At 36.4% G+C, this 24,016-nt stretch carries 18 protein-coding genes; 8 read left to right on the forward strand and 10 right to left on the reverse strand.

Features of this window, described 5'->3' with window-relative positions:
• Positions 1-19: 19 nt before the first annotated feature.
• Complete coding sequence (rimO, locus tag ACIGAM_RS03845) at positions 20-1,327, forward strand: 30S ribosomal protein S12 methylthiotransferase RimO (protein WP_396510149.1); 1,308 nt, start codon at positions 20-22, stop codon at positions 1,325-1,327.
• Between the two features lie 27 nt (positions 1,328-1,354).
• Here rimO and ACIGAM_RS03850 read toward each other — a convergent pair whose 3' ends face one another.
• The 4 genes from ACIGAM_RS03850 to ACIGAM_RS03865 all read right to left on the reverse strand — a co-directional run bounded on the left by ACIGAM_RS03850 (position 1,355) and on the right by ACIGAM_RS03865 (position 8,344).
• Positions 1,355-2,353 (reverse strand): carboxypeptidase-like regulatory domain-containing protein, encoded by a 999-nt coding sequence (locus ACIGAM_RS03850; RefSeq protein WP_396510545.1) that lies wholly within the window; start codon positions 2,351-2,353, stop codon positions 1,355-1,357.
• Between the two features lie 68 nt (positions 2,354-2,421).
• On the reverse strand, positions 2,422-5,277 hold the full coding sequence (locus ACIGAM_RS03855; RefSeq protein WP_396510150.1) for a M16 family metallopeptidase: 2,856 nt from the start codon (positions 5,275-5,277) through the stop codon (positions 2,422-2,424).
• A 3-nt stretch (positions 5,278-5,280) separates the two neighbouring features.
• On the reverse strand, positions 5,281-5,904 hold the full coding sequence (locus ACIGAM_RS03860) for a mechanosensitive ion channel domain-containing protein (protein ID WP_396510151.1): 624 nt from the start codon (positions 5,902-5,904) through the stop codon (positions 5,281-5,283).
• Positions 5,864-8,344, reverse strand: coding sequence for a M14 family metallopeptidase (locus ACIGAM_RS03865; protein WP_396510152.1), 2,481 nt, complete (start codon positions 8,342-8,344; stop codon positions 5,864-5,866). Before ACIGAM_RS03865 ends, ACIGAM_RS03860 begins: the two co-directional genes overlap by 41 nt.
• A gap of 125 nt (positions 8,345-8,469) precedes the next feature.
• Here ACIGAM_RS03865 and bshC point away from each other — a divergent pair, with 125 nt between their 5' ends.
• Positions 8,470-10,074 carry a bacillithiol biosynthesis cysteine-adding enzyme BshC gene (bshC, locus tag ACIGAM_RS03870; RefSeq protein WP_396510153.1) on the forward strand — a complete coding sequence of 535 codons (1,605 nt, stop codon included), beginning with the start codon at positions 8,470-8,472 and terminating at the stop codon, positions 10,072-10,074.
• On the opposite strand, the gene ACIGAM_RS03875 is transcribed toward bshC, so the two are convergent.
• From ACIGAM_RS03875 to ACIGAM_RS03900, 6 genes are all read right to left on the reverse strand, one after another.
• Positions 10,064-10,777 carry a YqjF family protein gene (locus ACIGAM_RS03875; protein ID WP_396510154.1) on the reverse strand — a complete coding sequence of 238 codons (714 nt, stop codon included), beginning with the start codon at positions 10,775-10,777 and terminating at the stop codon, positions 10,064-10,066. The genes bshC and ACIGAM_RS03875 overlap by 11 nt on opposite strands.
• Positions 10,778-11,227: a beta-carotene hydroxylase gene (locus tag ACIGAM_RS03880; RefSeq protein ID WP_396510155.1), complete on the reverse strand. Its 450-nt coding sequence runs from the start codon at positions 11,225-11,227 to the stop codon at positions 10,778-10,780. It abuts the gene before it with no gap.
• Position 11,228: 1 nt separating this feature from the next.
• The gene (locus ACIGAM_RS03885) at positions 11,229-12,068 is read right to left on the reverse strand and encodes a phytoene/squalene synthase family protein (RefSeq protein ID WP_396510156.1); all 840 of its coding nucleotides are present in this window, start codon (positions 12,066-12,068) and stop codon (positions 11,229-11,231) included.
• 7 nt (positions 12,069-12,075) lie between these two features.
• The gene (locus ACIGAM_RS03890) at positions 12,076-13,536 is read right to left on the reverse strand and encodes a phytoene desaturase family protein (protein ID WP_396510157.1); all 1,461 of its coding nucleotides are present in this window, start codon (positions 13,534-13,536) and stop codon (positions 12,076-12,078) included.
• Between the two features lie 9 nt (positions 13,537-13,545).
• Positions 13,546-14,448 carry a MerR family transcriptional regulator gene (locus ACIGAM_RS03895; protein ID WP_396510158.1) on the reverse strand — a complete coding sequence of 301 codons (903 nt, stop codon included), beginning with the start codon at positions 14,446-14,448 and terminating at the stop codon, positions 13,546-13,548.
• 203 nt (positions 14,449-14,651) lie between these two features.
• Positions 14,652-15,341: an NUDIX hydrolase gene (locus tag ACIGAM_RS03900; protein WP_396510159.1), complete on the reverse strand. Its 690-nt coding sequence runs from the start codon at positions 15,339-15,341 to the stop codon at positions 14,652-14,654.
• Between the two features lie 228 nt (positions 15,342-15,569).
• Here ACIGAM_RS03900 and ACIGAM_RS03905 point away from each other — a divergent pair, with 228 nt between their 5' ends.
• The 6 genes from ACIGAM_RS03905 to ACIGAM_RS03930 all read left to right on the forward strand — a co-directional run bounded on the left by ACIGAM_RS03905 (position 15,570) and on the right by ACIGAM_RS03930 (position 24,011).
• Positions 15,570-17,123, forward strand: coding sequence for an alpha-N-arabinofuranosidase (locus ACIGAM_RS03905; protein ID WP_396510160.1), 1,554 nt, complete (start codon positions 15,570-15,572; stop codon positions 17,121-17,123).
• A 2-nt stretch (positions 17,124-17,125) separates the two neighbouring features.
• On the forward strand, positions 17,126-18,130 hold the full coding sequence (locus tag ACIGAM_RS03910) for a glycoside hydrolase family 43 protein (protein WP_396510161.1): 1,005 nt from the start codon (positions 17,126-17,128) through the stop codon (positions 18,128-18,130).
• A 4-nt stretch (positions 18,131-18,134) separates the two neighbouring features.
• Positions 18,135-19,115 (forward strand): arabinan endo-1,5-alpha-L-arabinosidase, encoded by a 981-nt coding sequence (locus ACIGAM_RS03915; protein ID WP_396510162.1) that lies wholly within the window; start codon positions 18,135-18,137, stop codon positions 19,113-19,115.
• Position 19,116: 1 nt separating this feature from the next.
• Positions 19,117-21,477, forward strand: coding sequence for a beta-L-arabinofuranosidase domain-containing protein (locus ACIGAM_RS03920; RefSeq protein ID WP_396510163.1), 2,361 nt, complete (start codon positions 19,117-19,119; stop codon positions 21,475-21,477).
• Between the two features lie 145 nt (positions 21,478-21,622).
• The gene (locus ACIGAM_RS03925; protein WP_396510164.1) at positions 21,623-23,320 is read left to right on the forward strand and encodes a ribulokinase; all 1,698 of its coding nucleotides are present in this window, start codon (positions 21,623-21,625) and stop codon (positions 23,318-23,320) included.
• The gene (locus tag ACIGAM_RS03930) at positions 23,313-24,011 is read left to right on the forward strand and encodes an L-ribulose-5-phosphate 4-epimerase (protein ID WP_396510165.1); all 699 of its coding nucleotides are present in this window, start codon (positions 23,313-23,315) and stop codon (positions 24,009-24,011) included. The genes ACIGAM_RS03925 and ACIGAM_RS03930 overlap by 8 nt, the downstream gene beginning before the upstream one ends.
• Positions 24,012-24,016 lie beyond the last annotated feature (5 nt).

Here is a 24,016-nt window from a genome sequence, read left to right on the forward strand (position 1 = left end):
CCCCGAAATAAATAACCTTATGCGTACTAAAACCCTAAAGAAGAACAAAATAAACGTAGTAACCCTGGGCTGCTCTAAAAACGTTTATGATAGTGAAGTGTTGATGGGACAACTGCGAGCTAACAATAAGGAAGTAGTACACGAGGAGGAGGGCAATGTTGTGGTTATCAACACCTGTGGGTTTATTGCAAATGCAAAAGAAGAGTCTGTAAATACTATCTTAGAGTATGTACAGAAAAAGGAAGACGGTATTGTTGACAAAGTTTTTGTGACGGGATGTTTATCTGAACGCTACAAACCAGACTTGCAAAAGGAAATCCCGAATGTAGATCAATATTTTGGAACCACAGAACTTCCGGGTCTTCTAAAAGCTTTAGGTGCAGACTATAAGCACGAATTAATAGGAGAACGTTTAACTACGACTCCAAAAAATTATGCCTATTTAAAAATTGCTGAAGGTTGTGACAGACCGTGCTCATTTTGTGCAATCCCGTTGATGCGTGGTGGTCATAAAAGTACACCTATAGAAAATCTGGTTATAGAAGCTGAAAAGCTAGCTGCAAAAGGAATTAAAGAGCTAATCTTAATCGCTCAGGATTTAACCTATTACGGGCTTGATCTATACAAGGAACGCGCTTTAGCAAAATTGCTTCGTGAGCTAGTAAAGGTTGAGGGTATTGAATGGATACGTCTGCATTACGCATTTCCTACCGGTTTCCCGGAAGATGTGCTTGACGTTATGAATGAAGAACCTAAAGTTTGTAATTATATAGATATACCATTACAGCACATTTCGACCAAATTATTGAAGTCTATGCGCCGCGGTACAACGTATGAAAAGACTAACGCGCTTCTCAAAACCTTTAGAGAGAAAGTGCCACAAATGACCATTAGAACAACGTTAATCGTAGGTTATCCTGGAGAAACACAAGAAGATTTTGAATTATTACGCGACTGGGTTAAAGAAATGCGTTTTGAGCGCTTAGGTTGTTTTACCTATTCTCACGAAGAAAATACACACGCGTATAATCTGGAAGATGATGTGCCAGAGGAGGTGAAGATGGAGCGTGCTAATGAGATTATGGCATTGCAATCGCAAATTAGCTGGGAACTTAATCAGCAGAAAATAGGGCAGGAGTACCGTATTGTGATCGATCGCAAAGAAGGAAATTATTTTGTAGGTCGTACTGAGTTTGATTCGCCAGATGTAGATAATGAGGTTTTAATTGATGCGACAGCACATTATTTAAAAACGGGTGAGTATGCCTGGGTTAAGATTACTGAAGCAGAAGATTTTGATTTGTACGCAGAGCCCGTATTTAAATAGTTAGAAGATAAAGGGCCCAATCATTTTTTACAATTTATAATCTAGCGGAAGCAGAAAAGCTAATCTTCGTTCAGACATAACTCCGCCCATAGTTATAGCTGTAGCAGGTGAATGATTACCAAAAGCATCAATTACAAAAGGCCTGTTAGTTTGAATAAAAGATTGCTCTTCATCATCATATAAAATAGTCAGCTTTTCTGCGAGAAGTTCTACAAACATCAAACCCTCTTCCTTTTTAAGTTTAAAACGAGAATATGGGGCGACTTCATAGCTTTTGTAGAAGATTTTAAATTTATTTTCGGTTAATCGTTCTTGCGATAAAGATCTCATAAAATGTAAGGTAGATCCTGAATAGGAGGCTGCTCTATTCTTTAAATATTTGCTTCTCGTTCGGTTTTTCAATTCCTTATAAAAAGTAAATCCTTCGGAATATACTAGAGTTACATATTGAATTCCGGAAGTAAGACTTTGCTCATAATCTACAGAGAAATCGGTTAATGTGTATTGCACGGTGTACCCTAAATAGTTATTTCTGATAATTAAGGGGGTATTAGACCAGGCAGTCAATTGCATATTCGATTTGCTGTAATGCAATCGTATAACATCTTCATTAAGTATTTTGCATTGAAGCGCTTCTGGAGAATTACCTAAAAATTCCTTTCTAAATACATTGAGTTTTCGTTTACGAGACCAGTCATCATTTTCCAAATAAACAGCATCAAGTTGTTCTGTATTCTCAATTAAATAAATAGCAGGAATTCTTCCATTTGTATTAAAATAATCAGATACATAAACAGGTGCATAACCTATCATACTAATCACTAACGGACTTTTTATGCCTGCTTCAATAGTAAGAGTGAAATGACCTTCTTTGTTTGTAATAGTGCCTATTGTAGTACCGTCAAAGTAGATTGAAACCGCTTCCAGAGCAGTGGAGTCTTTTGCGCTATAGACAGAGCCACTTAATCTCGATTGACTAAAACCAGTAATTGAAACAAGTAGGACTAAAAACCAAAAAACCTTCATCAAATAAAAACTATTATTATAGTTATAAAACTACAATAATAGTTTTCAAAAGTATATGTTTAATAAAATTATTTTTTTAAAGGCATTTGTAGTTCCAGGTTTTCATCTACAAGCTGTACCTCAAGTCCCATATCCTGTACTTTTTTAAGCTGTGTTTTTGCATCACCTACAATCACATAAATCAGTTTTGAAGGATCTGCATATTCATTGGCCAATGCTTTAATTTCGGGTAGTGTTATGTTTTTTATTGTTTCCTGCTGTTTTAAAATATAATCAGGTTTAAAATTTAGCGTAGCGATTTCATCTAAATAACCCAATTTAGCTGAAGGGGTTTCAAAGTTACGCGCACCGCTTTTAAGAAAATAGCCTTTAGTAAGCTCAAGGTCATTCTCATTAAAATCTTCGGCATAAGCATTCATAATATTACGAACGAGTTGCGTACTTTCTGCAGTTACATTACTTCGTACACCGCTAGAAATCATAAATGGACCCGGTAAGGCAGATCCTTCAAAACGAGAACGAACCCCATAGGTATATCCTTTAGTTTCGCGTAACATTTGGGTGAGTTCACTAGCAAAGCCACCACCACCCAGACGATAATTCATCATTTGAGCCGGTAAATAATCGGGATCACTAGCCGCTAATGCCAAATACCCAAAACGCAACTGCGATTGTTTTGCATTAGGTACATCAAGAAAATAGATAATGGGTTTCTCTATATGCTGATTTATTTGCGGTTTTGAGATGGTAATTTCTTTAGGTTTCCAGTTTTGCAAAACCTTACCTAAAGTAGCCACGATTTTAGCCTTACTCAGATTTCCTACAACTTCAACGCGTTTTAGATTAGGAACAAGAGTTGCGTAATAATCTTTTAAATCTTTAAGTTGAAGCGCTTTTACAGATTCTGTAGTTCCTAAAATATTTTTAGCAAGTATATGATCTTTACCATAGATTGCCTTAGTAAATACCAGATCTGCAATACTCCCGGGATCACCTTTTTGTTGTTCAAGGCGGGTGAGAATTTTCTTCTTCTCCAATTCAAATTCAGTAGAATCCCAACGGGGTTGAACTAAAATTTCAGAAACCAGGGCCATTGTTTTGTCAAAGTTACGCGCTAGGGTAATACCGCTTAATGTTGTTGCTTCTTGTCCCGTTCTAACAAAGATAGATGCACCTAATAAATCAAGAGCTTCTTCTAACTCTGCTGTGGTTTTAGATTGTGTTCCTTTTGTAAGTAATCCTACCGTCAGATTTGCAACACCACTTTTAGTTTCAGGCTCAGTTAATTGACCGCCGTCTATAGTAAATGAAAAATTTACAAGAGGTACTTCTGTATTTTCAATACCATAAATTTCAAGTCCGTTCTGCAAGTTATCTGTCCAAACATCAGGAACTTTAAGTTGGGGTGTATTACCATATTCTGGCTCTATACTACGATCAAAAGAAGAAAATGTACGTTTATACTCTGCGACAAGTGAAGGATCAAAAGTGTCTTCTGCACCATTTATAATCTGTTCTTCTTCAACCTCTGCAGGTATACTGTTTGTGAGAGCAAGTGTTACTTCTCCTTTAGGAACAAAGCTGGTCGTTATATAGTTTTTGTTTTTAATATAAGCTTCATAAACAGCCTTTACATCTTCTGCAGTTACAGACTGAATTTGTTTAAGATCATCATTAATAAAACCGGGATTGCCAGCGAAAATTTGATATTGCGCAAGCTGAAATCCTTTTCCTAAAACACTATTTAAACCGTTATAAAAACGTGTTTCCTGAGTTGCTTTAATACGTTCTAAGTCTAGTTTAGCTATTCCATTTTTTTCAAACTCTAAGAATGCTCTTTTAATTCCTAGTTGTACAGAATCAAGATCAATGTCTGCATTTGCCCGTACACTCAATGTGATTTCTCCTGCAAGTTCAGAACCAGAATAGCGTAAAGAGGGGTTAGAAGCAATTTGCATGCTATCAACTAAAATCGTGTTTAGGGGTGCTTTTTTTCCGTTAGATAAATAATTAGCTAATACCTCTAATGCATATGAATCTTTAGTGTATTCTGCTGCGGCAGGCCACGTCATAGTAAGCTGCGGAAGTCGTGCAAAGTTATCTTCGTAATAGAGATTCTTAGTTTCGGTTAATACAGGGATACGCTTTTCAATAGGCGTTATCTCTTTTCCTTTAGGTATCTCTCCAAAATACTTAGTTATCCATTTTTTTGCTTCGGCCGTATCAAAGTCTCCGGCTATGGTTAAGGTTACATTGTTAGGAACATACCAGCGATTGTAAAACTCCTTTACATCTGCTAAAGTAGCATTCTGTAAATCTTCAAGAGAACCTATTACCTGCCAGTTGTACGGATGGTCTTTTGGATATAAATTTTTATGAATCACATAACTCTGATGTCCGTACGGGCGATTGTCGTAACTCTGGCGTTTTTCATTTTTAACCACTTGCTTTTCTTTGGCTAAAACCGGCTCGGTAACCGTGTTTATAAAATATCCCAACTTATCTGCTTCTGCCCAAATCATTTTCTCCAAAGCATCGCTAGGCACCGTCTGAAAATAGTTTGTACGGTCTCTATTTGTAGATCCATTTGCGCCGCTACCGCCTACGCGTGCACTCATTTTATCAAGGCCGCCTTTTCCCAGGTTTTCAGATTCAAGAAACAGTAGATGTTCAAATAAATGTGCAAAACCTGTACGCCCTTCTTTTTCTCGGGCAGAACCTACATGAGCTGTTAAAGCCACCGCCACCACAGGATCAGATAGGTCTTTGTGTAATATTACTGTAAGACCATTATCTAAGGTATACGTTTCATAATCAACTTTAAATTGGGTTGATTCTTTAGTTTTTGCAGCTTTGGTTTTATTAGTGTCACACGAAGTGACGGCCAAAGCAAACAGGCTTAAACAAATAAGGTATTTTTTCATAAATCAGTCTATAGCAGATTCTTCTCCGGGTCTGTTTTTATTTTCTCTTTCATCTTCAAGTTGCTCCATTTCCTCAAAGTATTCTTCGGGCTTCATGATGCGCATTGTTTTTTGTGCAACTATGGTATTTGCAAGCGTATAAACATGATTGTCTTTATTCCGCAGATGTAAAAAGAATAAGGTTATATTTTCTACACGCCCAGACATGGGGAAATCTTTATCTACAATCTCAACATAATCACCAATTTTTAGCGGGTGGTTAAAAAATAAAATTAATCCCGATGTGATATTGCTCAACAGCGACCATTGTGCAAAAAATGCAACCCCTAAAATTGTAACTACAGAACCAATACCGGCTATTACATCTGCTCCCGATAGCCCCCAGATTACGGCAAGACAAAATCCAAGAACTACAAAAAACAGGGTGTTTAGTAGTTTAATAGTTATTTGCTTACGAGTAATATCAAAATTAGCACGTAGATAACGCCTCACAACGAGTTTAGAAACGGCGTATCTTAATAGTAAAAGTACAGCCAGAAGAATTAAACTCTCCAGTATTTTAAGTTCTAAGGTTGAAAGTATCAAATTAGTTACGGTAATTATTAGGGTTATTAATGAATAGGGCATTTACAAAAAATAGTTTTCCATTTTCCCAGAAAGCTCTAAATAGTGGGTCATCTACCATATAAGTTATTGTACCACGACCTATAGGCTGAACTCCAAAAATTAAGCTGTTTTTTAATTTGCTAAGCGCATTTTTACCTGCAAAGCCAGATGTGTTCACTGGGTCGTCACCTAAATAGGCCACGTTAAATCCGCTATCAAGCAGTGTGTAAGCATCGTCACCAATTTTTAAACTATAATAGGAGTCACCATAGCCAAATGCCAGCGGATGGGTCTGGTCTACACTAGTTTTAAAAATACTACCACTAATTAAATTTTTTGAACTTTCCATTTCACGATTTGCATAGGGTATGAGTTTTGCAGCTAATGAGTCGGTTTCTTTTTTAGTGTCTGCTTCAGATTCTTTGAGACCAAAACCTTCTTCACCTACAAATGTTTTTAACGCACCATCTATAGCAATGAGGTTTCCCCCTTTACGAATCCAATTTTTTAAATTTATTAGCGATGATTCAGAAATTTTATAGCGCCCGTTAGGCATCACCAAAACATCATAGTCTGACCAATTTATACGGTCTATATCTGCCACATCTATTGAGGTTACAGGATACTGCAATTGTTGTTCAAAAAACTGGCAGGTAGCACCATAACTTAATGAAGATGTTTGTTCTCCCGTTAAAACAGCCACTTTTACGTTGTTTATTAGTTTAACATCTGGCGAACCAAAATCGGGCCCGGCAGAGGCAAAACTTGTAGTTGCAGGTTTTAAAACACGATTGTATTTATTTGCAATTTCGATAAGTGTGTTGTCAAAATCAGTTAGATCTCTGTTATCACTTCTGGTGATAAGTAGAGTTCCCGCAGGATAATTTACAGATTCATTTGTAAAGGCTTTTTCAGAATAGCGCACTTTGATAGATGCCTGTATTAATGCACTTAAAAATTTTGCATCAGCCATACTATTCCATTTTGTAAGATAACCGGCAGCATTTTTTACTGCTACATTTTTTACAGTTGTAGTAGAATTCACAGAACTACTAGCTGCAGATTTTGTGCTGCCTACTGCATTCAGACCGTAAGCATAGGGCAAACTCCATGCAGTAATATCATAAGTTAATGGGGTTGATAGCGCAGCTTCGGGCTCAAAAAGAACGTGAACCAGTTTTCCTTTAGGCTGATCTGTAGTTATTTGTATAGCACGTTTGTAATTTAGAGTTTCTTGTTTTCCGGAGGTATAATTGTAACCGGCAGATTTACCTTCACCTGTATAATTGTATTTAATCGTGTGAATATCTAATAAATCTGCCAGCGCTTTTAAATGATCTTCTTCACCTGTCACGGTAAAGCTTTTATAAGCTACATTAGAATTGCTAAAGTATTTAGCAAACTCCAAATTTAATTTTTCAGCATTTGTAGAAGCCATTTCTACTGTAGAAATTCCTGTTGTAAAATGGTGAGCTACGCGATCTACTAAAGTAAGAATAGAACCATCAGCCTTTAGTATACCTAGTCCTGCAGCTCCACCTCCGGCTTGCTCGTAAGTCATACCTATAGAACCGTTATAAGTAGGGTAGGTGTCTCCATAGCTGGGGTATAATAAATCAAAACGTTCACGGGTAAAGAACAACCAGCCATTTTGATCAAAATAGTCGGCGTGATTTGCACCTATTTGGGTTTGAAAGTCTCTTTGAAATGGGGTGATAATATCGTGAAAAGGCTCTGCCGCTGGTGCAAAATAATAGGGTTCATTTATACCTTGCTCGTGAAAATCTACATGTATATGAGGCATCCAGCTGTTGTATACTTTTAATCGCTGGCGGGTTTCAACCTGTGTAGCCCAAGCCCAATCACGATTTAAATCAAAAAGATAATGATTTGCTCTTCCGCCCGGCCATGGCTCTTTGTGTTCTGCAGCATCGGGGTTTGTATCGTAAGGTGTAGCTTTTACTTTATTATACCAATTAGCATAACGATCTCTTCCATCTGGATTAATACATGGGTCTATTATTACTACCGTATTTGCGAGCCACTCTTTCTTTGCAGTAATTAATTCATATAGCGTAAGCATAGATGCTTCTGTACTACTTGCTTCATTACCGTGTACATTATAACTCAGCCAAACTATAGCTTTATCAGCTTTTGCAGTGCCTTCTTGAATACCAGCATTTTTAAGCTGGTTTGTACGTATGGTTTCAATATTAGCTTGATTTTCTGGTGACGTAACTACGGCATAGGTAAGTGGCCTGCGCTCATTTGTTTTACCATATTCTTTAAAGGTTACCCAGTCTGAATTTGAAGCGACATAATTAAAATAAGCTACTACATCTGCGTGTCTCGAAAATTGAGTACCTATTTTATAACCAAGAAATTCTTCAGGAGATTTAATAGTTTGAGAAAAACAGATAGAGGTAATTAAAAAGGAAAGAATAAGTGATTTAATTCTCATAAGATCGTAGCATTATTGATTCGTAAATCTACTAAAATAGATATTAAGTCATATCTTCTAATTAACGTAACTTTAGCGGGCTAAACCCATCGATACCGTTAAATTTGCTCCGTAAATAAAACTCAATGTCTACTCATTACCTTCCCTATAAAGAAACTGGTTATTTTTCAAAACTTATTTGTGATTATCTCGATGAGCATGAGGCTGTAAGTGACTTCTATTCAAATTTTCCTACATTGGAAAATTTTGAAAAACAACTCAAAAACAAGCAGTTTTCAACAACAAATAGGGCTGTTCTTGTTTCCTCTTTAAAGCAACAATATGCGCATTTAGACCTTACAGAATCTGTGAATGGCGCATTAGATTTACTGGGTCAAGAGCAAACTTACACAGTAACTACGGGGCACCAACTTAATCTATTTACCGGACCACTTTATTTTTTATATAAAATTATAAGTACGATTTCGCTTTCGCGGAAATTAAAAGAGCAATATCCTACATCAGATTTTGTTCCGGTTTATTGGATGGCGACTGAAGATCACGATTTTGATGAGATCAATTATTTTAGATTGCACGGAAAGAAAATTCAATGGAATCGTGAAGACACACAGAATAATGATAAAGGAGCAGTAGGTTTTTTTAATACTGAAGGTCTTGAGACAATTTTAGAGCTAATATGTGCAGAATTTGGCACTACCAAAATTGCAAAAGAACTTTGTGATTTATTTGAGGAGGCTTACATCAAATACAAAAATCTAGCTGATGCTACTCGCTATTTAGCACACAGCCTTTTTGGTGCTTATGGTTTGGTTATAGTAGATGGTAATGATAGCGGGTTAAAGCGTGTTTTTGCACCTTTTATTAAACAGGAGTTACTCGAGCAGCACGCATTTGAGTTCGTCACAAAACAAGCTGATTCGCTAGAAAATAAAGGATATCCTGTACAGGTTAATGCTCGGGAAATTAATTTGTTTTACTTATCTAAAAACTCTAGAGAGCGTATAATCGAGAAAGATGGAAGTTTTTTTGTAAATAATACAGAACTGTCTTTCTCTAGAGAAGAGTTATTGCAAAAACTTGAAGAATCACCGCAAAACTTTAGTCCTAATGTGATTATGCGACCTTTATATCAAGAGGTTATTCTACCTAATTTAGCATATATAGGTGGAGGCGGAGAGATCGCATATTGGCTAGAGTTAAAGTCGTTTTTTGAAAAAGTAGGTGTTGAATTTCCTATTTTAATGCTTCGTAACTCAGCTTTGCTAATTACCGAAAAGCAACATCAAAAATTAGCTAAACTTGATTTAACTATAGAAGACGTTTTCTTGAAACAAAATGATCTTGTAAATAGAAAAATAAGAAAAATATCAAACATAGATGTAGATTTTTCTAAGCAAAAAGAGCATTTGGTCAAGCAATTTGAAGAGTTATATACTATTGCTAAGCAAACAGATGCATCATTTTTAGGAGCAGTAAAAGCACAGGAAGTAAAACAATTAAAAGGTCTAGATCATTTAGAAAAACGATTATTAACTGCTCAAAAGAAAAAGCTAGGAGATCATATACAGCGTTTTACTGCTATTCAGAACGAGTTATTCCCGGCTGAGAATTTACAGGAGCGCGTAATGAATTTTTCTGAGTTTTATTTAGAATATGGTGAAGCCTTAATTCCAAAGTTGTTTGAGGCTTTAGATCCCTTAGATTTCAGATTTGCAGTAATTACCCTTTAAGAAGTTTCTTACCCTCAATTGTTATGGCAGAACCATCCATGCACTGTATAGAGTCGGGATCTCGATGCGATAAATCGTCAAATTGATTCCCGTAAATTGCGCCAAAGTCAAAAAGGACTTCATAGTCTAACACATAATACGATTTCCAAAGTGGGTGTGTAACTTCATACTCCCAGGTCTGACTGTCATTTTTTTTACTATAACCCCAAAAATGCTCTGTAATAAAACCTGTGATCCCTCCGGATGTGTAAGTTTTTGGTTTAGGTGAAGTAGCTACCTGAAGAAGCTGCCAATTATTTTCATAACAAACGCCGTAGCTAAAGAAATTTTCGTCGTTTGTTAAATCGTGCTTGTAGTGCATTTTATAAACACTATATTTTTCGTTATAGAGTGTATTGGCAACCCAGGCAATTGCAGGCTTATTAACTATTTCAGAAATAAAAACAGTACCTCTTTTCCAGATTTTTCCATCAAAGTATTTTACATAGAATCGCAAATTTACCTCCTCAAAACGTTTGTGAAAGGGTATTGTAATTCCTTTTAATTTAACATCATCAAAAAGAAAGCCTACCAGACTTACATAACATTTCTCCTCATAAAAATCAAGTTCTGTATGAGGTGGTAAATAGGGTTCTAAGATTTTAGGATCTACCGCATAGTTGGCAAAGCACAGTTTTTTCCAAGAAGCGGTTAAGAAACTCATTTATTTTTTAAAATATTTTAGTGGTGGTACAAGCATTCCAAAACATTCACCATCTCCTTTACCCAGGTGTTTGTGATGTATTTTATGTGCTCTACGTATTCCTTTTGCATACCAATTATTGGCATTGCGAAAGAGTTTAAACCGCTGGTGAATAAATATATCGTGAATCATAAAGTAGGCAAAACCGTATGCAAAAATTCCTAAACCTATAGGAAGTCCTATCCATACATTTTCATATTGCCAAAGTAAAAAACAACCTATACTCACGAGAGCATAGAATATGAAGAAAAAGTCGTTGCGCTCCCACCAGGAGCCGTGATCTTTATGATGGTGATCTCTATGTAATGACCATAAAAAGCCGTGCATCACATATTTGTGTGTTGCCCAGGCCATAAATTCCATAATTCCGAAGGTTAGCATAAAAACTAATATCCAAAGAAGTGCTTGCATTTTAAATAAGGTTTAATCTATATTTTACATAACTACGCGCTAATAGAGAAGCTTTAACGTAGTTAGGCACACGTATGCGTGCATTTTTTATTTCTAGTGATGGTGTATCTTTTAATTTACTCAACAGTTTTCTGTAGTATCGATAAGCTGTATAAACACCAAATTTTGCCTCTACAGGGAGTTTACAAATTCCCGATAATCCTTTTGCAAAATCTGCTTCAATATCTGCAATAATTTGCTGTTTTGAAACTTCGTCAAGCTCATTAAGATTAGTGTTTGGAAAATAAGTACGGCTTAATTCTTCGTGATCTGCTTTTAAATCTCTGAGAAAATTTACTTTTTGAAACGCAGAACCTAAACTCATTGCAGATTCTTTTAACTCATCATATTTTTTGCGATCTCCCTGAACAAAAACGGTAAGACACATAAGCCCCACAACATCTGCAGAACCATATATATAATTTTTGTACTCTTCTTCTGTGAGGTATTTACTCTTACTTAGGTCTAGTCGCATACTACTCATAAAAGAGTCTATGAGATGTTTTTCAATCTTATATTGATGAAATGTTTTCTGAAAAGAATTTAAAATAGGATTTAGGCTTATTTTATCTTTAAGAGCATATTCCAGATCATTTTCAAACCTTGTAAATAAGGTTTGTTTGTCATAATCGTGAAAGGAGTCTACAATCTCGTCGGCAAAACGTACAAAGCCATAAATGTTATGAATGTCTTTTCTAATACTGGGCGCAAGCATTCTGGTAGCCGTAGAAAACGACGTACTATACATTTTTGTAACTGTTTGCGAACAGGCTAATGAAACATGGTCAAAAATCTCTTTCATTCTTTTCTTATTCTTTTTTTGTAATCAATCCTGCGACTAACTTACCTGATATCAATGAAGGTGGTACGCCCGGTCCTGGTACGGTAAGTTGACCTGTAAAGTATAGGTTAGTAACTTTCTTACTCTTTAACTTAGGTCTTAAAAATGCTGTTTGTAATAAGGTATTTGCCATACCATAAGCATTCCCTTTGTATGAGTGATATTCTTCAACGAAGTCATTTACACAGAAGGATTCTTTAAATATAATATTTTTTTTAACCTCTTGATTAGTCAAATCTTCTAAGCGGTCTATAATTTTATCAAAATATAATGTTCTCAACTCTGGCGTATCGTGTAAGCCAGGAGCGAGTGGTATTAAAAAGAAGCCTGCTTCTTTTCCTCTAGGAGCCATACTACTATCTGTTATAGAAGGAAAATTAGCGTAAAATAATGGATCGTCTGGCCATTCAGGAACATCGTAGATATCTCTCGCATGTTTTTCAAAATCCACATCAAAAAACAAAGTATGATGATTAACGTTTTCAATCTTTTTATCAAAACCTACATAAAAAAGTAAGGAAGAAGGAGCAAAAACTTTACTTTCCCAATAGTCTTCAGAATACTGTCTTAAATTTTTAGGAAGTAATGTCTCTGTATGATGATAATCTGCACCGCTCAAAACAATGTCAGCTTCAATATTTTTACCATTAACAACTATTCCTGTAGCTTGTGTGCCTTCTGTTCTTATGCGGCTTACCTCGCTATCTGTATTGAAGTTTACCCCAAGTTCTTTGGCGAGATTAATCATTGCAGTAACCACAGAAAACATTCCGTTTTTAGGATGAAAAGTACCTATGCCGAAATCTGCATAATTCATAAAACTGTAAAACGCCGGTGTGTTAGTAGCTTTAGCTCCTAAAAATAATACCGGAAATTCTAAAATTTCTACAAGGCGTTTATTTTTAAATGATTTACGAACTTCTTTACTTATGGTACTAAAAAATGATCCTATTTTTTTAATAGTAGCAGGTGTTACTAACTCAAATGGTGAAATACCTGGTCTGTAAACAACATCTTTAATAGCGATGTCATAATTTTTACCTGCATCATCTATAAACTCCTGAAGTTTTGCAGCACTACCGGGTTCTAATTCTTCAAAAGTTTTCTTTATTTTTTCAAGTGTATCTTCAATGGTTATGTAATCACCTTTACCAAAATATACGCTATACGCAGGTCCTAATTTTTCTAATGTATAGTAGTCAGCTGTTTTCTTTCCGAAGTCTGCAAAAAAACGGTCAAATACGTCTGGCATCCAATACCATGATGGTCCCATATCAAAAGTAAAACCATCTCTTTTAAGCTGACGAGCCCTGCCGCCTAAAGAACTATTCTTTTCATATAGGTCAACTTCGTGACCTTCTTTTGCTAAATAGCAGGCGGCCGCAAGTGAAGAAAATCCTGAACCTAAAATGACAATTTTTTTGGGCATAGTAATAATTTAAAGAAGCGCTCTAAAAGCTTCAACAGATTTAATTAATTGTACGTTAGATGGTAAATCATTGGTTTCTTCATTTTGAACCAATCTACCTAAAAGAAATAACGGAACCTCGTTATTTTCTATATCGCTATTAAAATCGTGGGCAAATTGAGTAACACTAATATCACTAGGTTTTACTGTTAGATACGAAACAAAATTTGCGTTGGTTTGATTATTTGCTAAATATTTCAAACTTTCTGTAGGTATACTTTGTCCCAGATAGATGCTTTTATAACCGTGGGAAACAATCTCATAATTTAAATACATTAAACCAAGATCATGAATCTCATTCTCAGGGAGAAATAAAATGAATGTTCTGTCGGCTGTTGTAGTCTCACTTACATCGTGATGTTCTATTAAGAGTAAAATTTTCTGTTTAATTAAACTACTTATAAAATGCTCGTGGGCAGGATTTACAACTCCTGCTTGCCATAAAAGTCCTATTTCTTCTAAAAAAGGTATAAAAATCTGAAAGAAAATTTCTCTAAAACTATACTGTTCTAGAAGACCTTTATAAGTTTTAGTAAATAATTTTTGATCAAAATTCATCATCGCAATCTTAAGAGAGTTGCGGGCATTACTATTAGAACCTAGATCACTATTTTCAACAATTGCAGCCACTATAGAACCAATCTCAGAAGTTGAATTTTCTGCAATTTTTGAAATCTTATAGTCGTGTTCTAATAAAAAAACGACGTTAAGCAATTTTTGCAAATCTTGTAAAGTATAATGACGAATGTTCGTTGCAGAACGATCTGGTTCTAGGAGGTTATATCTACGTTCCCATATGCGTATAGTATGTGCTTTTATACCACACAGACTTTCTAAGTCTTTTATGCTAAACGATGTTTTAACTGCATTCATAGATATAAGAGCCTATTGGGGCTCAACAAATTTACAGTTTTGTTTAAAAGAAATGTACTTTTATTAAACAAAGACAAGACTTTAGCATTCTCTTAAGAATTATCGTTTAATAAAGCACCTAGAAAATAAGTGTATAAAAGAGTATTGCACTATAAATTCAGTTAAAGAAAGTACGCTATTTTAAAGGGTATAGGCAACTATCTTTAAATTTTGAAAATGAATCCTTCTTCAACGTTTTGATCATATTTTTCTTTATCAAATTGATATAGAAAAGAACCTTTTCTAGAAGAGGTCATATCTTTCTCTTCTAATTTTACTAAAATGTCAAGACTGTTAATTTTATTAATGAAGTTACGTTTGTCTAGTTTTTGGTTCAAAATAGCTTCATACAGTTGTTGTAGTTGAAGCATAGTAAACTTTTCAGGAAGTAGTTCAAAACCTATAGGTTTACTACTAGCCCGTCTGCGAAGTCTTTTAATAGCGCGATCAACCATTAACTGGTGATCAAAGATTAAACGGGGTGCTTCATTAATATTAAACCATTTTGCGGTATACATAGCGCTAGAATCTTCGTCACTATCTTCAATATTAATTAGTGCGTAATATGCAGAAGATAAAGTACGCTCTTGAGGATCACGATCTATTTCGCTAAAGGTGTACAGCTGCTCCATATAAATATTGCTTATCCCAGTTAGAGCAAATAAGATACGATTAGCAGCATCGTCAAGCGTTTCTGATTTTTTTAAAAACCCACCTATTAAGGACCATTTTCCCATTTCCGGTTCAAAGTTTCGCTTGATAAGAAGAATTTTTAATTGCTCTTGATCAAATCCAAATATGATACAGTCTACTGCAAGAAGTATTTTGTCGTCAGTATTGTAACTATTTAGCATACTTTATTTTTTGAGGAAAATGTTTGATAATTGGTTTTATATAACAAAAGTATAGTAATCGTTAGATATACAATAATAAATATAAATCTCTAAATGCAATTACTCATTAATAATACATAAGCGAAGCTATTTTTTTTAAAATCTACAATTCTAAACCATAACTTTAAGTATATTGTAAATGTATTAAAAACACTTAATAGTTTAAGGGTAAAATAAAACTAATCTGCTATGAAGAAAATCTATTTTTTAGGAAGTCTATTTGTAATGTTACTTTTTATACAGTCTATCGAAGCTCAGGATGCGCAGGCAAAAATCCGGCTACAACCTACTAAAGACGCTCCTGTAATTAGCAGACATATTTATGGTCACTTTGCAGAACATCTAGGACGTTCTATATATGATGGTTTTTATGTGGGTAAAGAGAGCTCGATTCCTAATACAGATGGTGTAAGAAATGATTTAATTGAAGCATTAAAAGCCATTAAAATCCCTAACCTGCGCTGGCCCGGTGGCTGCTTTGCCGACACTTACCACTGGATGGACGGCATAGGAGCACAAGAAGACAGACCCGCAATCGTAAATACCTGGTGGGGTGGGGTAACTGAAGATAACAGTTTCGGTACACATAACTTTTTAAACCTTTGTGAAGCATTGGGAACCGAGCCTTATCTCGCCGGTAATCTGGCAAGTGGTACGGTAAAAGAGCTTGCAGATTGGGTTCAATATGTAAATCATGACGGCAAAAGTCCTATGGCAGACTTGCGTAAAGAGAATGGACGCGAAAAGTCCTGGGGCGTAAAATATTGGGGTGTAGGTAATGAAGCCTGGGGTTGTGGCGGTAATATGGATCCTGCATATTATGCTAATCTATACAGACAATACGCAACATTTATGGGTACGTGGGATAATGAGGATGGATTATACCGTATAGCCTCAGGTGCTAATGGTGATGACTACAATTGGACAGAAACCCTAATGAAAAATATACCTAAAGCATTGCTAGATGGGGTCGCTCTGCACCACTACTCTGTTATCGATTGGAATAAGAAAGGATCTGATGTAGACTTTACTGAAAATCAATACTTCTTGACAATGAAGTCTTCTTTGTTTATGGATGAGTTGATTAATAAGCACGTTGCCATTATGGATAAATATGATCCTAAGCACGAAGTTGATTTAATTGTTGATGAGTGGGGCGGGTGGTATGAAGTGCAGGAAGGTACAAATCCCGGATTTTTATATCAGCAAAATACTATGCGGGATGCTATGATTGCAGGTACTGTGCTCAATATTTTTAATAATCACAGTGACCGGGTAAAAATGGCAAACCTAGCACAGACGGTAAATGTTTTGCAAGCGGTAGCCCTTACAAAAGGAGAGCAAATGATCCTTACTCCTACGTATCACATTCTAAAGATGTATACCGTACATCACGATGCACAATTAATACCTTTAGAGATTGATACACCAGATTATGTTTTAGACGGCGATAAACTTCCTGCAATTTCTGCTTCAGCTTCAAAAGATGCCGCAGGTAAAACCCATATTTCTTTGGTCAATATTGATGCTAAAAAAGAAAATACGGTTACTGTAGACTTAGGTAAAATGAATATTAAAGATTTTACGGCTACCATTTTAATTTCAGATAAACTACAAGATCATAACTCATTTGAAAACCCGGATAAAATTCAACCTAAAAGTTTTAAAGATTTTAAGTTTAAAAAGGGGGTATTAGAGATAAAAATACCAGCATTTTCAGTTGTTGTTCTTGAAGGTAACTAATTATGAGTAGAGCATTATACACCTTGGTAACGGCAGTGGCATTAGTTTCTTTTAATGCAATAGCACAAGAAGTTAATCTAGAGCGCGGAAATTTACTCTACGAAATTCTAGAGAAGTCGTATAACAATCCCATAATAAAAGATAAATATACAGCAGATCCTGCAGCACTAATTTACGATAATAAGGTATACATCTATGCCGGTCACGATCAAGCTCCAGATAATGAAGAACGCTATATTATGAATGAGTGGCTTGTCTATTCTTCTGATGATATGGTCAATTGGCAAGAGCATCCTGTACCCTTAAAGCCTATAGATTTTAAATGGGCTCGAGGCGATGCCTGGGCTGCACAGGTAATCGAGAAAGCGGGTAAGTTTTATTGGTATGTTACCGTACAGCACGATGATTCTAATCCCGGTAAAGCGATAGGTATAGCTGTTGCAGATTCTCCGCTAGGACCTTTTAAAGATGCTTTAGGTAAAGCACTTATTACAAACGATATGACAACCCAAACAAAAATTAGTTGGGATGATATAGATCCTACAATTTATATAGATGATGATGGTACGCCTTACTTATACTGGGGAAATCAAGTTTGTAAATATGTAAAACTAAAAGATAACATGATTGAGATGGATGGTCCTATTCACACAATTGACCTTCCAAAATTTACCGAAGCGCCGTTTATACACAAGCGTGGGGAATGGTATTATTTATCATATGCTTACGATTTCCCAGAGAAGATAGCTTATGCTATGAGTAAGTCACTTACAGGACCCTGGGAATTTAAAGGGATTATTAATGAGGTTGCGGGTAATAGCAATACTAATCATCAATCTATTATTGAGTTTAAAGATGACTGGTATTTTGTGTATCACAACGGGAGCATCCCTACACATGGAAGTAGCTTTCACCGCTCGGTTTGTGTAGATCGTTTATACTATAATATAGATGGAACGATTAAGCGTATTATAATGACTTCAGAAGGTATTCAGCCTGAAAATTAAAACTATGAAGGCAGTTTTTTCAGGAGTAATGCTTTTTATCGCAACGACTGTGTTTTCACAAGAAATTCGCGTTCATGACCCCGTAGCAATAAAACAAGGGGATACTTATTATATTTTTTGTACTGGAAGGGGTATTTCGGTATTTAGTTCACCAGATTTGAAGAGCTGGAAAAATGAGCCACAGGTTTTTACTGAAGAACCAATTTGGGCAGATGGGGTAGCAGCAAATTTCAACAATCACATTTGGGCTCCAGATATAACGTTTCATAAGGGTAAATACTATCTGTATTATTCGGTTTCAGCATTTGCGAAAAATACATCTGCAATTGGTTTAACTATTAATACTACTTTAGATTCAAAAGATCCTGATTATAAATGGGTAGATCAGGGTATCATTATTCAATCGATTCCCAACCGTGATTTGTGGAATGCCATAGATCCTAATCTGGTATTTGATGAGAATAACAAACCCTGGCTGGCTTTTGGGTCGTTTTGGGGCGGACTCAAGCTGGTAAAGCTTTCCGAAGACTTAAAAGCAATTGCACAGCCGCAAGAGTGGCATACTATTGCACGTAGGGAACGCTCTTTTGATTTAGCAGATGCAGATCCCGGTGATGCCTTTTTAGAAGCGCCCTTTATATTTAAAAAGGGAGATTGGTATTATCAATTTTTATCCTGGGATTTATGTTGCCGTGGAGAGAAGAGCACCTATAAAGTGGTAGTAGGACGTTCTAAAAAGGTCACAGGGCCTTATTTTGATAAGATTGGAAAATCGCTAAATGAAGGTGAAGGAACTGTTATAATTGAAGGAAATGAAAACTGGTACGGTGCCGGTCACAACAGCACGTATACGTTTGATGAGAAAGATTATATCATTTTTCACGCCTATGATGCTAATGACAACGGTTCTCCAAAACTTAAAGTTTCAGAATTAGAATGGGATGTTGAAGGGTGGCCAGCTCTAAAAGATAACGTACTTGATTAATATGAAAAAATATTTCGCATTTATACTGGTTCTAAGTATGTCTTCTTTATGGGCGCAGCAGTCTGTTGAGTTATTCCCGCTGAATCAGGTTTCGGTAACTACAGGTGTTTTTAAAGAAGCAGCACTTACCGATTTTAAATATATTCAGCAGCTTAATCCAGACCGACTTTTAGCTCCTTTTTTACGGGAAGCAGGTTTAGAATCCAAAGCAGAATCCTATACAAATTGGGAAAATACGGGGCTTGACGGGCACACCGCTGGTCATTATATTTCGGCATTGTCTATGTATTATGCCTCAACAGGTGATACAAAGGCTAAAGAACTTCTTGATTATACTTTGTTTGAATTAAGTAAGGTTCAGAAAGCAAATGGAAATGGCTACATAGGTGGAGTTCCTGGTAGCGTTGCGCTTTGGACTGAAATTAAAGACGGAAAAATTAATGCAGGAAGCTTTAGCCTTAATGAGAAATGGGTGCCGCTTTACAACATTCATAAGACATTTGCGGGATTAAAAGATGCCTGGGTTCATGCAGAAATTCCGCTGGCAAAAACGATGTTGATCACGTTGACAAATTGGTTTATTGATATTACCCAAGATTTAAATGAGACTCAAATACAAGATATGTTACGGTCTGAACATGGTGGACTCAACGAAGTTTTCGCTGAGGTTTACGACATAACTAAAGATGAAAAGTATTTAAAATTAGCACAGGATTTCTCGCAAAACGCTTTGTTAAATCCGATGGCGGAGAATAAAGATGTTCTTACAGGAATGCACGCAAATACACAGATTCCAAAATTTATTGGTTTTGAACGCATCAGTCAGTTAAGTGGAGCTAAACACTTTCACGATGCAGCATCAAATTTTTATAATAATGTAACGCAAAAGCGTTCAGTAAGTATTGGTGGAAATAGCGTTCGCGAGCATTTTAACCCCATAACAGATTTTTCTGAGGTGTTGAGCAGCGAGCAAGGTCCTGAGACGTGCAATACGTATAATATGCTTAAGCTAAGCAAATTGCTGTATGAAGATTCTGCAGAGGTCAACTATATTGAGTTTTATGAGCGTGGGTTGTATAACCACATTTTGTCGTCTCAAAATCCCGACGGAGGTTTTGTTTATTTTACGCCTATGCGTCCCGGGCAATATCGCGTCTATTCGCAACCCGAAACCAGCTTCTGGTGCTGTGTAGGATCTGGAATGGAAAATCACACCAAGTATAACGAACTTATATATGCTAAAAAGAAAGATTCACTTTATGTAAATCTATTTATTCCCTCAGAAGTAGATTGGGAAGAGGAAAGCGTGAAACTGATTCAAAAAACAAATTTTCCTGAAGAAGCGAGCACGCAAATAATTTGGCAAAGCCGAAATGAAAAACGAGCAACGCTGATGCTTCGGTATCCTAATTGGGTGAAAAATGGGGGGTTAAAAGTTTATGTAAACGGAAAAGTTCAGCAGATAGCTGCAACTCCGGGAACTTATATTCCGCTACAGCGAAACTGGAAAGATGGAGATATTATTAAAATGGAATTGCCTATGCATTTAAGTTTGGAAGAAATTCCGGATCAATCGGGTTATCTTTCGGTAAAATATGGCCCTATAGTACTTGCAGCGATTACCGGTGATGATAATCAGCAGGGTATGTTTGCAGATGACAGCAGAGGTGGTCATATAGCAGATGGGCCTTTTTTACCACTAACCGAAGCTCCTATGTTTGTTTTAGAATCTGGAAGTTCAATTCTAGATCAGTTAAAACCGATTGCAGGTAAACCTCTAGAATTTAAAACCGGGGGTTTATTTTATCCTGAAAAATTTAAAAACCTTACCCTTCAGCCATTTTATCAAATACACGAGAAACGGTATTCAATTTATTTTAAACAAGAAACCCCTCAAGGTTTAAAAGCTATACAGCAAGAATTAGAAGAGCAACAAAAAATAGAAGCTCATTTGCGTGAAATTACGGTAGATTACATAATCCCTGGCGAGCAGCAATCTGAGTCAGATCATCATATTCAATTTGAGCGATCAAATACCGGAGTTCATAAAAATAAGCATTGGCGCGATGCTGAAGGCTGGTTTGCTTATGATTTAGAGAATAAGGATTTAGAGGCAAAATCCTTACGCATAACTTATTATGGTAATGATGACGATCGGGAATTTAATATTTTAGTTAATGGAGAATTGCTCACTACCTCAGTTTTAAATGGTAAAGAAGGGGATAGATTTGTAGATGTAAATTACAAAATTCCAGATACAGTTTTAAAGACGGGGAAGGTTATAAACGTTCGTTTTGAGGCAATATCCCCTCATAAAACAGCTGGTATTTATGAAGTGCGTTTAATTAAAAATACTCCTTAAAAAGCATAAATATCCTTACAGTTTGATGAATAATTTTTTTTATAGGTCCTTATAAGTTCTTAAAAAAATCTAAAAAAGTTAAGTGTCATATATACATTTTTAAAATTCTTTATAGTAGATTTGTTAGATAGTTAGATTTAAGTTTATGAAAGAATATGTTATCGGGCTAGATTATGGCTCAGATTCTGTAAGAGCGGTTTTAATAGATGCAGCAACAGGAGCTGAGATAGAGACCGAAGTCAGCTATTACAAACGTTGGAAAGAAGGTCTTTTTTGTAAACCTTCAGAAAATCGATTTCGCCAACATCCTTTAGATCATTTAGAAGGTCTTGAAAATACTATTAAAGCGGTGGTTTCTAGAAGTGGAGTTTCTGCAGATGCTGTAAAAGGAATTTGCATAGATACTACCGGTTCTTCACCTATTCCGGTAACTAAAGAAGGTATTCCTTTATCACTTACTGCAGGTTTTGAGGATAATCCCAATGCGATGATGGTGTTGTGGAAAGACCATACATCTATTGCTGAAGCGAATGAAATTAACCATTTAGCACGCACTTGGGGTGGTGAAGATTTTACTAAATATGAAGGTGGTATTTATTCTTCAGAATGGTTTTGGGCAAAAATTTTACACGTTGCGCGTGAGGATGAGTCGGTAAAGCAAGCTGCATATTCCTGGATGGAACATTGCGATTGGATGACCTTTACGCTTTTAGAAAATACTTCTTTAGCAGATTTTAAGCGCAGCCGCTGTGCTGCAGGTCACAAAGCAATGTGGCACGAGAGCTGGGGCGGACTTCCACCGGAAGAATTTTTAGGACAATTAGATCCATATTTGGCAAATTTAAGAGACCGACTTTATACAAAAACCTATACTTCAGATGAGGTTGCCGGTACACTTAGTGCAGCCTGGGCAGCAAAATTAGGTTTGACAACAGATACGGTGATTGCTGTAGGTACTTTTGATGCACACGCAGGAGCAGTGGGAGCAAAGGTAGAAGAGCATACGCTGGTACGTGTGATGGGAACTTCTACCTGTGACATCAGCGTTTCTTCTCCAGAAGTTACTGCAAACAAAACCGTTAGAGGTATTTGCGGTCAGGTAGATGGTTCTGTAATCCCAGGGTTTGTAGGTTTGGAAGCCGGTCAGTCTGCTTTTGGAGATTTGTTAGCTTGGTTTAAAGACGTATTGAGCTGGCCAATCGAAAATTTAGTGATGCAATCGAGCATACTTTCCGAAGAACAAAAAGAAAAACTAAAAGCCGAAATAGAATCTGACTTTATCAGAAAATTATCTGATGCCGCAGAAGCTATTCCTGATGAGGAAGCAATCCCGGTAGCCTTAGACTGGATTAATGGCCGCAGGACTCCTGATGCAAACCAGGAATTAGAAGCTGCAATGACTAATTTAAATATGGGAACCAGAGCACCACATTTATTTAAAGCGCTTGTAAATGCGATTTGTTTTGGTTCTAAAAAAATAATGGACCGCTTTGCCGATGAAGGTATAGAGATCAAAACTGTTGTAGGTATAGGTGGAGTTGCCCGAAAATCTAAATTTATAATGCAGTCGCTTGCTAACACCTTAAATGTGCCCATTAAGGTTGCAGCTTCAGATCAGGCGCCGGCTTTAGGAGCAGCAGTTTACGCAGCAGTTGCAGCAGGTATTTATGCTAATGTAATAGAAGCCAGTCAGAAATTGGGAAGCGATTACGAGGCAGAATACCACCCGCAATCCGAGCATTTAGAATCTTTTGCTAATTTGATGGAGCGTTATGAAACGCTGAGTGCCTTTGTAGAAAAAGAGATAACTAAACCTAAAAAGAAGAAAGAACAGCATGTATAAATCCTTAAAAGAAGAATGCTACGAAGCAAATATGGAGCTAGATGCTTTAGGTCTGGTTATTTATACCTTCGGAAATGTTAGTGCAGTAGATCGTAAAAATGCAGTATTTGCCATTAAGCCCAGCGGAGTTCCTTACGAACTTTTAAAACCTCAAGACATCGTTATCGTTGATTACGATAATGCGATAGTAGAAGGGGAGAAGAGACCTTCTTCAGATACAAAAACTCATGCTTATTTGTATAAGCATTGGGAAAAAGTAGGTGGTATTGCGCATACCCACGCTACCTATTCTGTTGCCTGGGCTCAGGCACAGCTAGATATTCCTGTTTTTGGAACAACACATGCAGACCATTTAACAGCAGATATCCCGTGTGCACCACCTATGCATGATGATTTAATTGCGGGGAATTACGAGCACAATACCGGTATTCAAATATTAGATTGTTTTAAAAATAAAGGTCTTGATTACGAGGAGGTGAATATGGTTCTTTTAGGGAATCATGGTCCGTTTGCCTGGGGAGAGACAGCTGCAAAAGCGGTTTATAACAGTAAAGTGCTCGAAGAAATAGCGCGTATGGCGCAATTAACACTTCAAATAAACCCCAATGCTCCAAGGCTGAAAGATTCACTTATTAAAAAACACTACGAGCGTAAACATGGTAAGGATGCGTATTACGGTCAGGGTTGCTAAAAATT

Origin of the sequence: Leeuwenhoekiella sp. NPDC079379 (genome assembly GCF_044542075.1) — a bacterium.
In the GTDB taxonomy this organism is placed as follows: Bacteria; Bacteroidota; Bacteroidia; order Flavobacteriales; family Flavobacteriaceae; genus Leeuwenhoekiella.